The sequence below is a fragment of the Sphingobium sp. MI1205 genome, from assembly GCF_001563285.1.
GTDB lineage: Bacteria > Pseudomonadota > Alphaproteobacteria > Sphingomonadales > Sphingomonadaceae > Sphingobium.
In genome coordinates this window covers 925,695-938,248 of sequence record NZ_CP005188.1, presented here as the reverse complement: position 1 = coordinate 938,248, position 12,554 = coordinate 925,695, and the positions used below count along the sequence as shown (strand labels likewise).

Annotated in this window: 10 protein-coding genes; 7 read left to right on the top strand and 3 right to left on the bottom strand. The window is 62.8% G+C overall.

Features of this window, described 5'->3' with window-relative positions; genetic code table 11:
* Window positions 1-46: 46 nt before the first annotated feature.
* From K663_RS04450 to K663_RS04425, 6 genes are read left to right on the top strand one after another with little or no spacing between them, the layout of a single operon-like run.
* A complete protein-coding gene (locus K663_RS04450) occupies window positions 47-745 on the top strand; it encodes a tetratricopeptide repeat protein (protein ID WP_062114580.1) in 699 nt (232 codons plus the stop codon).
* 16 nt (window positions 746-761) lie between these two features.
* On the top strand, window positions 762-2,105 hold the full coding sequence (locus K663_RS04445) for a PQQ-like beta-propeller repeat protein (protein WP_145902314.1): 1,344 nt from the start codon (window positions 762-764) through the stop codon (window positions 2,103-2,105).
* 32 nt (window positions 2,106-2,137) lie between these two features.
* A complete protein-coding gene (gene der, locus K663_RS04440; protein WP_062114564.1) occupies window positions 2,138-3,508 on the top strand; it encodes a ribosome biogenesis GTPase Der in 1,371 nt (456 codons plus the stop codon).
* Window positions 3,495-3,740 (top strand): sulfurtransferase TusA family protein, encoded by a 246-nt coding sequence (locus tag K663_RS04435; RefSeq protein WP_062114562.1) that lies wholly within the window; start codon window positions 3,495-3,497, stop codon window positions 3,738-3,740. Before der ends, K663_RS04435 begins: the two co-directional genes overlap by 14 nt.
* Before the next feature lie 54 nt (window positions 3,741-3,794).
* Entirely contained in the window at window positions 3,795-4,232 is a 438-nt protein-coding gene (locus K663_RS04430) for an Hpt domain-containing protein (RefSeq protein WP_062114559.1), read from the top strand.
* 55 nt (window positions 4,233-4,287) lie between these two features.
* A complete protein-coding gene (locus K663_RS04425) occupies window positions 4,288-5,280 on the top strand; it encodes an LLM class flavin-dependent oxidoreductase (RefSeq protein ID WP_062120319.1) in 993 nt (330 codons plus the stop codon).
* A gap of 4 nt (window positions 5,281-5,284) precedes the next feature.
* Here the strand turns inward: K663_RS04425 and K663_RS04420 are convergent, their stop codons facing one another.
* On the bottom strand, window positions 5,285-6,352 hold the full coding sequence (locus tag K663_RS04420; RefSeq protein WP_443018991.1) for an acyltransferase family protein: 1,068 nt from the start codon (window positions 6,350-6,352) through the stop codon (window positions 5,285-5,287).
* Between the two features lie 249 nt (window positions 6,353-6,601).
* On the opposite strand from K663_RS04420, the gene K663_RS04415 reads away from it, so the two are divergent.
* Window positions 6,602-8,260, top strand: coding sequence for an ATP-binding protein (locus K663_RS04415; RefSeq protein ID WP_062114556.1), 1,659 nt, complete (start codon window positions 6,602-6,604; stop codon window positions 8,258-8,260).
* Between the two features lie 5 nt (window positions 8,261-8,265).
* Here K663_RS04415 and K663_RS04410 read toward each other — a convergent pair whose 3' ends face one another.
* Together K663_RS04410 and K663_RS04405 are read right to left on the bottom strand one after the other, a co-directional pair.
* On the bottom strand, window positions 8,266-9,717 hold the full coding sequence (locus tag K663_RS04410; protein ID WP_062114554.1) for an MATE family efflux transporter: 1,452 nt from the start codon (window positions 9,715-9,717) through the stop codon (window positions 8,266-8,268).
* A 36-nt stretch (window positions 9,718-9,753) separates the two neighbouring features.
* Window positions 9,754-12,453 carry a valine--tRNA ligase gene (locus K663_RS04405; RefSeq protein ID WP_062114552.1) on the bottom strand — a complete coding sequence of 900 codons (2,700 nt, stop codon included), beginning with the start codon at window positions 12,451-12,453 and terminating at the stop codon, window positions 9,754-9,756.
* Between the last annotated feature and the right edge of the window lie 101 nt (window positions 12,454-12,554).

Here is a 12,554-nt window from a genome sequence, read left to right as displayed (position 1 = left end):
ATCGCGCCTTCTGCGAGCTTTTTCTGACGCATTTCTGGAGACCCAAGTGGCCCTGACGCCGCAAAACAGCGAAGCCTTCATGCGTGAGGTGGATGACGCCGTCCGCCAGGACCAGCTGCTGACCTTCTGGCAGCGCTTTGGCCGCTGGATCGTCGCGTTCGTCATCATTGGCCTCGTTGCCTTTGCCGGCTGGCTCTACTGGCAGCATCACAGCACCACCCAGTCGCAGGCCGTTTCGGAAAAAATGGACAAGGTGATCGCGACAGCCGTGAGTGGGGGCACGCCCGACGCCAAGCAACTCGACGCGCTGACCAACGCCAGCCAGCCGGGCTTCCGTGCTTCGGCGCTGCTGGCAAAGGCCGGCGCCGCCGCGCGGAAGGGCGACAACAAGGCCGCGGTCGCCGCCTACAAGGCCATGGCGGCTGACAGCTCGCTGGATCAGCCCTATCGGGATCTGGCCCTCATCCGCCAGACAACGCTGGAATTCGAGGCGCTGAAACCCCAACAGGTGGTCGATCGGCTCAAGCCGCTTGCCGTGGAAGGCGCGCCGTGGTTTGGCAGCGCGGGCGAACTGGTCGCCATCGCCTATATGAAGATGCGCAAGCCCGAACTCGCCGGGCCGCTGTTCGCCGCCATGGCGAAGGACGCAAACGTGCCCCAGTCGATCCGTTCACGCGCAAGACAGATGGCCGGACTATTGGGAATAGACGCGGTCGAAACGCCGACCGAGCCTGGACAGGGATGAAGATAAGCGCATGGGGATGGACAGCATGACGAAATTCGCGGGCGCGCGCCGCGCCCTGACCGTGGCTGCGATGGTCGCGCTTCTGGCGGGCTGCGGCATCATTGGCGGCAAGAAGGGCGGACCTAAAACGCCGGTAGTCGGGAATCGCGTGTCGATCCTGACCAACGAGCAGGGCGTGGAGGTCGATCCGACCTTGGCCGATGTGCCCGTGTCGTTGCCGGAACCCTATGTGAATGACCAATGGGCACAGCCGGGCGGCTCCCCATCAAAGGCCATGGGCCACCTAGCGCTGAGCACATCGCCCGAGAACAGCTGGACCGCCTCGATCCAGGGCAGCACCCCAAGGGCCCGGCTTGCGTCCGCCCCGGTCATCGTCAATGGCAAGCTCTATGTCATCGATGCCGACGCCCGCGTCATCGCGTTCGATGCCAACAGTGGCGCGAAACTGTGGCAGACCGCTCTCCCCTCCGAGGGCAGCGGCCCTTCTTTGTTCGGCGGCGGCGTCAGCATCGTCGATGACAAGGTATATGCCAGCACCGGCGTCGGCGACGTGGCCGCGCTGAATGCAGCGGACGGCTCCGTCCTTTGGAAAAAGCGCCCTGGCGGTCCGCTGCGCGGTGCGCCCACGCTCGCCAACGGCCATGTCTATGTGATGAGCCAGGACAACCAGATCTTCGCCCTCAACCAGAGCGACGGCGAAGTGCAGTGGACCGACAGCGGCACGTTGCAGGTGACCGGCGTGTTTGGCGTGGCGGCTCCTGCTGCGGCGCAGGGTACGGTGATCGCGGGCTACAGCTCGGGCGAAATCACTGCATACCGTTACGAAAATGGCCGCACGCTGTGGGGCGATGCGCTTTCCCGCACAAGCATTTCGACGGCGGTCGCTTCGCTGACCGACATCGATGCCAATCCGGTTGTCGATCGCGGACGCGTTTTCGCGATCGGTCAGGGTGGCCGCATGGCTTCCTATGAACTGGTGAGCGGCCAGCGCCTGTGGGAGATCAACGTCGCGGGTATTTCAACGCCCTGGGTCGCTGGCGAATGGGTGTTCGTCGTGACCAGCGACGCCAAGCTGCTGTGCGTCGCCCGCGCCACCGGCAAGATTCGCTGGATCAGCCAATTGCGGCGCTGGGAAAAGGAAAAGAAAAAGGCTAATGCGATCCGCTGGACCGGCCCTGTGCTGGCGGGTGGTCGCCTGGTGCTGGTATCGACGCATGGCGACCTGAACTATGTCGATCCGACAACAGGCTCTGTCCAGAAGTCGGTCGATATGGATCGCTCGATGTCGCTGCCGCCGGTCGTCGCCAATAACATACTCTATATCCTGGCCGATGACGGCCGCCTCACGGCGCTGCGCTAGGATAGCCGCTAAGGAAGGAACGGGCCCTCATCATGCTGCCCACAGTTGCTATTGTAGGGCGGCCCAATGTGGGCAAGTCCACCCTGTTCAACCGGCTCGTCGGCAAGAAGCTGGCGCTTGTCGATGACCAGCCCGGCGTCACGCGCGACCGGCGCGAGGGGCAGGCGAACCTGCTGGGGGTCGATTTCACCGTCATCGACACTGCGGGCTATGAGGATGAAGATCCCCAGTCCCTTCCGGGCCGCATGCGCCTTCAGACGCAGGCGGCAGTCGAAAGCGCCGACGTCGCCCTGTTCCTCATGGATGCGCGCGCAGGCGTCACCCCACTCGATGAAGAAATCGCCCGCTGGCTACGTGAAGGCGATCTGCCGGTCGTGCTGGTCGCCAACAAGGCGGAAGGACGGCAGGGTGGCGACGGTGTGATGGAGGCGTTCAGCCTGGGTCTGGGCGAACCCGTCCCGCTTTCCGCCGAACATGGCCAGGGCATGGCCGATCTGTTCCAGGCCCTCCTTCCCCATATCGACCGCGAGGAAGAGGAAGAGGCTGAGGTCGAACCCAGTGAGGCCGATCTCGAAGCCGCCCCGCTCAAGCTCGCGATCGTGGGCCGTCCCAATGCGGGCAAATCGACGCTCATCAATCGGTTGCTCGGCGAAAATCGCCTGCTCACCGGCCCCGAAGCAGGCATCACCCGCGACAGCATCGCGGTGGATTGGAAATGGACGAGTCCCGACGGCGAGGAACGCCCCGTCCGCCTGATCGACACGGCCGGCATGCGTAAGCGCGCCAAGGTGCAGGACAAGCTGGAGAAGCTCGCCGTTTCCGATGGCCTGAACGCGGTGAACTTCGCCGAAGTGGTCGTGCTTCTCCTCGATTCCACGCGTGGTCTGGAAGCGCAGGACCTCCGCATCGCAGACAAGGTGCTGGAGGAAGGGCGCGCGCTCGTCGTGGCGCTCAACAAATGGGACACGGTAGAGCATGGCTCGGCCCTCTATCAGGGCATCAAGCAGGCGCTCTCTGATGGATTGGCCCAGATACGCGGCGTTCCGATCATGACCGTATCCGGCGCGACCGGAAAAGGCCTGGACGACCTTATCCGTGTTGCGTTCGAAACCCGCACCGCCTGGTCGCAGCGCGTTTCCACCGGGATCCTCAATCGCTGGTTCGAACGCGCGCTGGAAGCCAATCCTCCGCCCGCTCCCGGCGGCAAGCGGATCAAGCTGCGCTACATCACGCAGAACAAGACCCGACCGCCTACCTTCGTGCTATTCGGCACCCGGCTGGACGAGTTGCCCGAAAGCTATCGGCGCTACCTCGTCAACGGCATCCGCAAGGAATTGGGCTTTGGCGCGGTGCCCGTGCGACTGACCCTGCGCAGCGCCAAAAATCCCTATGCCACCAAATGATCCCGTCCATGTCGACGCCAGAGGGATGAAATGCCCCTGGCCCGCCTTGCGCGCCGCGCGCGCGATGCGGGCTACCCACGCAGTGACGATCGAAGCCGACGACCCCAACGCCGCGCGCGAGCTTGAGGCACTGACCCGGCAGCATGGCTGGAAATTCGCTGCGACCACGGCACATCGCTTTGAATTGACGCGCGATAGCAACGGTCAGACCGCTCCAGATCCGGCGGCTTAACCTGCTGTTTACGCTCCGCTTCTATTGTGAAACCGAAACAAGGAGTGTCGCAGGGTGTCATATCAAGAGGCAGAACTGGTCCATCAGGCCGATCTAGCCAAATCCAGATCGGAACTCGGCAGCGCGTTTCTAAGGATTCTGGGCTATTTCCGCGAGGATGGCGACAAGGCTATCGGTGCGATCGAGCAAGCGATGCGCGAGCGCAACGCGGTGGCGCTCGTGACCCCGGCCCACACTCTGAAGGGTGAATCGGCGCAATTCGGCGCGCATCGCCTCAGCAGCATGGCCGAACGGATCGAGATGGTGGCCCGGCGCTGCGTGGAAACACGCGAAGGCCCGGACGAACTGATCGAAGTGATCGTCGGCCTGCGACCCTGCTTTACCGAGACGATGTCCCTGCTCGATCGCGACTCCAATCCGCTGGTCGCGCGGCGCCCGGCTACGTTCGGCCGTCGCAGCGATGCGCCTCAGGGCTTCGGCCGGGCAATCTGATCAACAGCCAAATCAAGTATTGAAATAAAACGGATCATCCCCCCATATGCGGCAGATGATCCGTTTTTCCGTTCTGGACCTTGTCCCCGTCGTCGAGGGAGAAAGCGTCCGCGAAGCGCTGGCCAATGCGGCCGTTTTTGCCGCCCATGCCGAACAGCTCTGCTTTCACCGCTATTGGGTGGCGGAGCATCATGGCATGCCCGGCATCGCATCGGCCGCGACTTCCGTAGTGTTGGCGCATGTCGGTCAGGCGACATCAACCATCCGCATCGGAGCCGGGGGCATCATGCTGCCCAATCATGCGCCGCTGCTGATCGCTGAACAGTTCGGAACTCTGGCCGCGCTGTTCCCAGGCAGAGTGGACCTGGGACTGGGCCGGGCGCCGGGATCAGACCAACGCGTTGCTCAAGCGATGCGGCGGACGCTGGCGGGCGGGCCTGATGAGTTTCCCCGCGATGTCATGGAACTTCAGGCCTATTTCGCTGGCGATTCGCGGCTCGGCTTTCAGGCGACGCCGGGAGCGGGAGAAACGGTGCCACTATGGATCCTGGGGTCCAGCCTCTACGGCGCGCAACTCGCCGCGGCATTGGGCCTGCCCTACGCCTTCGCCTCGCATTTCGCGCCGGGCGCCCTGGACGACGCCATCGCCATCTATCGCCGCGATTTCCGTCCATCGGCTCAGCTCGATCGCCCCTATGTGATGGCTGGATATAATGTGTTCGCCGCAGACACGATGGATGAAGCGCGCCTGCTCGCCACTTCCATGCAACAGGCGTTCGTTCGCCTGCGGACGGGACAACCGGGCAAGCTGCAACCGCCTGTTCCGGGCTATTTTGAAAGCCTTCCCCCCGGTGCGCAGGCAATGCTGTCCGATGTGCTAAGCGCCACCAGCATTGGCAGCCAGGCGGAAGTGGAACGTGACATGGCAGCCTTCATCGATCGAACCGGTGTCGATGAACTGATCATCGGCGGGCAGATTTACGATTTCAACGCGCGCAAGCGCAGCTTGGAGATCGCCATGGCCGCTGCCAAAGCCGTCGCCAGATAGACGGTCAGCCCTCTATCAGACGTCCGCCGCTCAGCACCTTCGCCATGGACGGCCAAGCGCGGCTGAGCATGGATGCCAGCACCAGCACCGCGACCAGCACGAGCAGAGGCTGGATCAACAGATAGGCGGGATAGAAAGGCGAGCCGAGCTTGCCGAACAACGCGCCCAGCACCGGCCCGCCAAGCCAGATCAGGATGAGGTGCGAGCAGAAGAGGAAAAAGGCGTAGGGCTCGATCCGCAGCAGCACGGTCCGCGCTGGGCTGCCCGCAAGCGCCCATGACAAGCGCCAGAAGCACAGGGCGGCGGCGACACGCACCGCAAGATCCAGCAGGCCGATTTCGATCGGCACTCCCGCCGTCGCCTTCAGGGCAAAGTGCAACTGTACGCTCATGAGCAGCAGGAAGGGTAGGACCGCTGCCATCCAGCCAAGCCTTGCCGCTCGTTCAGCCAGGCCAGTGCGTCGCGCCATCATGCCGATCACGAAGAAGAACAGGATCGCAGGCCGCATCAACACGGGCGCCCCCCACCCCATCAGTTGCGACAGGGCCGCAGCGCCAGCAACAGCCCACAGCATCGAAGCTGGCAGGCGGACGAGCAATGGCGCTGCAACCATGCACAGGAACAGGTCGCGAAGGAACGGCATCTGCACGTTGATGTCGGGATTGCGGCTGACGATGAACAATTCCTGGAACAGCCAGTCGGCCGAAACCGGCACGGGCGCCGACAGGCCTAGCCACCAGGCCGCGCCGGACACCAACAGGATCCCCAGACCGTTCCACAGCACCATCGGCAACAGGATAGTCCGCGCCTTGCGCAGCACATGGCTGATCCAGCTCTGCGTCCGCAACGACCCGCCCACCAGCCAGCCCGAAATGACGCCGAGCAGCGGCACCGCACTGCGGCCGAAAATTTCCATCAGCAACCAGCGCAGATTTTCCTGCGGCGTGCCACGGGCTATTTCCAGATCATGGCCATTCAGCCCGGTCCACGCATGGACGTAAACGACGCCCAATATGCAGATAACGCGCGCGATGGCGATCGCATCGGATCGCCGCGCTGCATTGGCCGTCATTATCTGTGGCAAACGAGCATCCTGATCCTCCAACCCGCCTTGGCCGATACGGATGGCAAACGATTCCTGCCATAGCAGGTGTCACGCCTAGCGGCGGAAGGTGGCGATGATGAGGTAAAGGGATCGTTCACAGAATAACTGCCCATTGGGCGCGCCATGGTCTGTGCCTTGATAGCCAATTCTTTACCTCTCCGCAGTTAGACCGGTGGGAAGTCCGGCAGTGCGCCGACTATGGATCGAGAGGGGCGTATGAGCCACATGCCGGGAGTTAGCGAATTCACTCATGCCCCTGCCTATGCGCCGCCGAATTCGGCGGCGGCGATAGGCGGCGTGTTCCAGATAGCCGGTTCCAGTTCCAAAGTGCTGATCGACGCTGCCTGCATCGCCGCACTGGCGCATGATGCCGATCCCTGCATCGCCATGGCCGGGCAGGTTGGCAGCCAGGTGAAGATGCGCGTCGGCAACAGCTGGCTGATCGCCAGCGTGCGCTCGCTGGCGCTGGACCGCCAGGACAAGGGCGTAATTATCGCGGATATCGATTTCCTGGGTGAGGGCGACGAGGAAAAACTCACCGGCCGCATCTACCGCTTCCGCCGCGGCGTGACGCGCTATCCCGCTCCCGGCACCGAAATCTTTCCCGTCTCAAGCGCCGACATGCAGCAGATCTACGCGGCGGATGACCGGCCCCATGTGCAGATCGGCACAGTCTATCCCACTGCTGACACCCGCGCCGCTCTCTATGTCGATTCCATGCTGGGCAAGCATTTCGCGCTGTTGGGTTCGACGGGCACCGGCAAGTCCACCAGCGCCGCGCTCATTCTCCACCGCATCTGCGATCTGTCGCCCGAAGGGCATATCGTGATGATCGATCCCCATGGCGAATATGGGGCCGCGTTCACGCAAAATGGCGCTGTGTTCGACGTGGGCAATCTGGCCCTTCCCTACTGGTTGATGAACTTTGAGGAACATTGCGAGGTGTTCGTCACCTCCCAGGGTTCGGATCGTACAGTAGATTGTGACATCCTTGCCAAGTGCCTGCTCGCCGCTCGTCAAAAGAACCGGCTGGCGGAGAGCATTGGCAGGCTGACAGTCGATTCGCCGATCCCCTATCTGCTGTCTGACCTCACCAACATCCTGCAGAATGAAATGGGGAAACTCGACAAGGGGACCGGCGCCCTTCCCTATATGCGGCTCAAGACCAAGATCGACGAGATCAAGGCCGACCCGCGCTACAGCTTCATGTTTTCCGGCATGCTCGTCGCCGACACGATGCAGGAATTTCTGGCGAAGATCTTCCGCCTGCCTTCTGGCGGGAAACCGATCTCCATCATCGACGTATCGGCCATGCCATCGGACATCACGTCCGTGGTCGTGTCGGTGCTGTCGCGACTGGTGTTCGATTATGCCATCTGGGCACGCGACGAGCAGAAGAGACCGATCCTGCTGGTTTGCGAGGAAGCCCATCGCTATATCCCCAGCACGACATCCGGCTCAGGTCAGGCCGTACGTCGTATTCTGGAGCGGATCGCCAAGGAAGGCCGCAAATATGGCGTTTCGCTTGGTCTCATTACCCAGCGGCCATCCGACTTGGCGGAAGGCGTGCTGTCGCAATGCGGCACCATCATTTCGATGCGCCTCAACAACGATCGCGACCAGGCATTTGTGAAGGCCGCAATGCCCGAAGGCGCGCGCGGTTTCCTCGATTCCATTCCAGCGCTGCGCAATCGCGAGGCCATAATCTGCGGTGAAGGCGTCGCCGTGCCAATCCGCGTGTCGCTGGACAATCTCGAAGAACAACGCCGCCCTGCTTCGGGCGACCCCAGCTTCACCGAACTCTGGCGCCAATCGGGCGGCGAAGCCGACATTCTCGACCGCACGATCACTCGCTGGCGCAGCCAGGGACGCTGAGCCCGTCAGCCCGCAGGCGCCAGCCGCCCTGCGGGCTCGCTTTCCGCACTGATGGTTTCGCGGCATTCTTCCTCATGAACGGGGGTGAGCAGCTTCGCCTTGCGCCAACCGCCATGCAGATAAACGACGCCAGCGAGCAGCAACGATGATCCCGAACTCACGGGGAAGCTCAGCCACAGCGCATCGGAACCCAGATGAGGGTAACCGAAATGATAAAAGGCCAGCCTGACGCCAAGCAGGGTGAAGATCAGGATGAGCAGCGGCTTCACCACGACGCCGTTGGCGCGCATCACCCCGAACAGGATCATGGTGAAACCGAAGAGCATGAAGCTCCAGCTCGCCAGCAACTGCATGTGCCAGGCGGCGTCGATCGCGGGCTGGTTTCTGCCAAGAAAGAGTGACAGCAGCGGGGCGTGAAACAATAGGATCACGCCGATCATCGCGCCGGTGATCAGTAGCAGATAGCCGAGGCCATAGCCGGTGATCCGGCTGATCCTGTCCCACCGGTCTGCGCCGATATTCTGCGCCGCCATGGCGCTGACCGCCGCACCCATGGCCATGGCCGGCATCTGCAAATAGGTCCAGATCTGCTGCGCGGCACCATAGGCCGCCGTGACGAGAAAACCTTCCCGATTGACCAGGCCGATCATGACCAGGCCCGTGGCCGACATCACGATCATCTGCAGGCCCATCGGCAGACCCTTGCCCAACAAGACACGCAGTTGGCCGGGGGCGGGACGGAGATAGTTCAACTCGCGCCTGCGCAGCCGCAGCGGCAGATCCTTGGCATGGATGTAGATGATCAGGCCGATCAAACTGACAACGCCTGCCGCCGCCGTAGCCGCCGCAGATCCGCCGATGCCCATCGCCGGTATGGGCCCCAATCCCAAAATCAGAACGGGATTGAGCACCAGATCGACGGCCACGCTGACGAGCATGAAGATCAATGGCGTGCGCGCATCACCGGTCCCGCGCAGGCCCATCATCATCGTGACGCTGACCAGCGTGGCCGGCATGGCGATGAAGATGACGCGCAAATAGGTGAGCGCCAGGTCGAAGGCTTCGGCCGGGGTCGCAAGCAGGCGCAGCAGGGCCGGAGCGCCAAACCATCCCGCAGTCGCAACGACTACGCCCAACAGGGTGCAGAACCCTATGGCGCTGCCGAATGCCTGGCGGGCGGCGTCCATGTCGCCCCTCCCCGCGGCTTGCGCGATCATCACGGTCGATGCCATGCCAAAACCAAAGACGATGGAGAACATCAGGAACATCGTGATGTTCGCGTTCGCGGTGGCGGCCAGCGCCTGCGGCCCCAGGAAGCGGCCGACCCAGATCGCGTTGATCGACCCATTCAGCGACTGAAGCACGTTGGACGCCAGCGTGGGGATGGCGAACAGCAGCAAAGTCGATGCGATAGGCCCTTGGGTCAGGTCTTTCGCACCGCGCTTTTCAACCGCCATTCTTTGGCCCCTCCCGTTTCGGCGCACAGTTGCCGATCAGGCGAGCCGGTCCAACGCAGCCTTCAGTCTTTCCGCCTCGGCGGCTTTTTCAGCATGGTCCTCGCGCGCCTTGGCCACCGCTTCGGGCTTCGCCTTTTCCACGAAACTGGCATTGGACAGACGACCGGACAGGGAGTCGCGCTCCTTCTCCGCGCTGGCGAGCGCCTTGGCGAGACGCGCCTTCTCCGCAGCAATATCGATAACGCCTTCCAGCGGCAGGATGAATGTCGCTTCATCGACGACGACCTGCGCCGCTCCCCCTTCGACCGCATCGCCGAAGGACAGGCTTTCAACCCGTCCGATGCGCGCGAGCGCCCCGCCCTGGCGATCTATCCGGCGGCGCGTCTCCTCTGACGCGTCATGCACCACCACGGCGAGCTTGGCGCCCGGCGGCACGTTAAGTTCGGTGCGCGCCGTTCGCATCGCGCTGATCAGGCGGATCAGCCAGTCGATCTCGGCCTGCGCCTCGCTATCCACCGCGTAAAGCGCCTGCGGCCACCGGGCCACGATCAGCTCGTTTTCGCGCGCGCCGGTCAGGTTCCATAACTCTTCGGTGATGAACGGCATGAAGGGATGCAGCATCACGAGTATCTGGTCGAACGCCCAGCCCGCGACGGCGCGGGTTTCCTCATCCATCGACCCCTTCGTCAGTTCGATATACCAGTCGCAAAACTGGTCCCAGACGAAGTGATAGATGGCGTTGGCGGCCGCGTCGAAACGCAGTTCGGCCATCGCGGTGTCGATCGCCTGCACGGTCGCGATCGTCTCGGCGATGATCCAGCGGTTTGCCGGAGCTTCCGCGTGGGGCGCTTCATGGGCCGTCGAGGCCGTGACGCCATTGGATTGCAGGAAGCGCGCCGCATTCCACAGCTTGGTCGCGAAGTTGCGATATCCCTCGACGCGCTTCTCATCCATCTTCACATCGCGGCCCTGGCTTTCCATGGCAGACATGAAGAAACGCAGCGCGTCCGCGCCGAACTTGTCGATCAGGCCGAGCGGATCGACGACATTGCCCTTGGACTTGGACATTTTCTGCCCATCCGCCGCGCGCACCAGCCCATGCAGGTAAAGTTTGCGCCACGGCACATCGCCCATGAACTCCATCCCCTGCATCGCCATGCGCGCATCCCAGAAGAACAGGATGTCAAAACCGGAAATCAGCAGGTCGTTGGGATAATGGCGGTTGAGCGTCTCGCTCTGCTCGGGCCAGCCCAACGTACCAAAAGGCCAGAGCGCGGAGGAGAACCAGGTGTCGAGTACGTCGGGGTCGCGGGTGAGCCTCCTGTTACCGGCAAGCGCCTGCGCTTCCTGTTCGCTTTCCGCGACATAGGGATTGCCGTCCTCGTCATACCATGCCGGAATCTGATGCCCCCACCACAGCTGACGCGACACACACCAGGGCTGGATATTCTCCATCCAGTTGAAGAAGGTCTTTTCCCAAGTCTTGGGAACGATCTCGATCCGCCCGTCACGCACCGCCTGCATTGGGGCGACTGCCAGCTTTTCAGCATCGACATACCATTGGTCGGTCAGCCACGGTTCGATCACCACGCCCGAACGGTCGCCAAAGGGCGTCTGGATGGTCCGCGGCTCGGCATCGGCCTCGACTTCTTCGCTATCCTTCGTCTTGCTGACATGCGGCACCAGCATGCCCAGCGCCTTCATCTCCGCCACCACCAGCTCACGCGCGCCATCGACGCCGTCACGCTTGAACCGATGCAGGCCCAGGAAGCGCTCGGGGATCAGGCCGTCAGTCGTCTGGATAACATTGGCGTCGGCATCGAACATGTTGAGCATGTCGGCGGCCTTGAACCCCGCGCGCTTGCCCACTTCAAAGTCGTTGAAGTCATGCCCCGGGGTAATCTTGACCGCGCCCGAACCCAATTCCGGGTCGGCGTATTCATCGGCCACGACCTGGAACCGGCGGCCGGTAATCGGCTGGAGGATGTCCTTGCCGATGACATCCTTGTAACGCGGGTCGTCGGGATGAACGGCGACGGCCATGTCCGCCAGCATCGTTTCAGGCCGCGTAGTCGCGACGACGATATGGTCCGCGCCGTTCGCCAGCTTCACGCCATCGGCGAGCGGATAGCGGAAATGCCAGAAACCGCCCTTCACTTCCTTCGTCTCGACCTCAAGGTCCGAGATGGCTGAGCGGAAATGCGGATCCCAGTTCACCAGCCGCTTGTCGCGGTACAGCAGACCGCGTTTGTGCAACTCCACGAAAACCTTCAGGACGGCCTTTGAAAAGCCTTCGTCCATCGTAAAGCGCTCATTGGCCCAATCCATCGAGCAGCCCAGGCGACGAAGCTGGCGTGTGATCGCGCCACCGCTTTCCGCCTTCCATTTCCAGACCTTTGCAACGAAATCATCGCGCGAAAAATCGGTGCGCTTCTGCCCCGCAGCGTTGAGCTGCCGTTCGACGACCATCTGCGTCGCGATCCCCGCATGGTCGGTGCCCACGACCCACAATGCGTCCTTGCCCCGCAGCCGCTCATACCGGATCACGATGTCCTGCAGCGTATTGTCGAGCGCATGGCCGATATGCAGGCTGCCCGTCACATTCGGCGGCGGGTTGACGATCGTGAACGGCTCGGCCTCAGGACGTTCGGGCCGGAACAGGCCCTTGCTTTCCCAATGGGCGTACCAGCGGGATTCGATTTCGGCGGGGTCAAATGTTTTGGGCAGTTCGGTCATGGGAAGGCGCCTTAATGCCCCTTCCCCGACCATTCCAGCGCTTTTACCGCTTGGGCTGGGTCGGCCCAATCCCGCATCAAAGCGCAGGCCGCCCCGCAGAA

What these genes read in the sequence shown, in the direction of transcription:
- K663_RS04445 (WP_145902314.1), top strand. Translation starts at nt 762, where the DNA reads ATGGACAGCATGACGAAATTCGCGGGCGCGCGCCGCGCCCTGACCGTG.
- der (WP_062114564.1), top strand. Translation starts at nt 2,138, where the DNA reads ATGCTGCCCACAGTTGCTATTGTAGGGCGGCCCAATGTGGGCAAGTCC.
- K663_RS04435 (WP_062114562.1), top strand. Translation starts at nt 3,495, where the DNA reads ATGCCACCAAATGATCCCGTCCATGTCGACGCCAGAGGGATGAAATGC.
- K663_RS04425 (WP_062120319.1), top strand. Translation starts at nt 4,288, where the DNA reads ATGATCCGTTTTTCCGTTCTGGACCTTGTCCCCGTCGTCGAGGGAGAA.
- K663_RS04420 (WP_443018991.1), bottom strand. Translation starts at nt 6,352, where the DNA reads ATGACGGCCAATGCAGCGCGGCGATCCGATGCGATCGCCATCGCGCGC.
- K663_RS04415 (WP_062114556.1), top strand. Translation starts at nt 6,602, where the DNA reads ATGAGCCACATGCCGGGAGTTAGCGAATTCACTCATGCCCCTGCCTAT.
- K663_RS04410 (WP_062114554.1), bottom strand. Translation starts at nt 9,717, where the DNA reads ATGGCGGTTGAAAAGCGCGGTGCGAAAGACCTGACCCAAGGGCCTATC.
- K663_RS04405 (WP_062114552.1), bottom strand. Translation starts at nt 12,453, where the DNA reads ATGACCGAACTGCCCAAAACATTTGACCCCGCCGAAATCGAATCCCGC.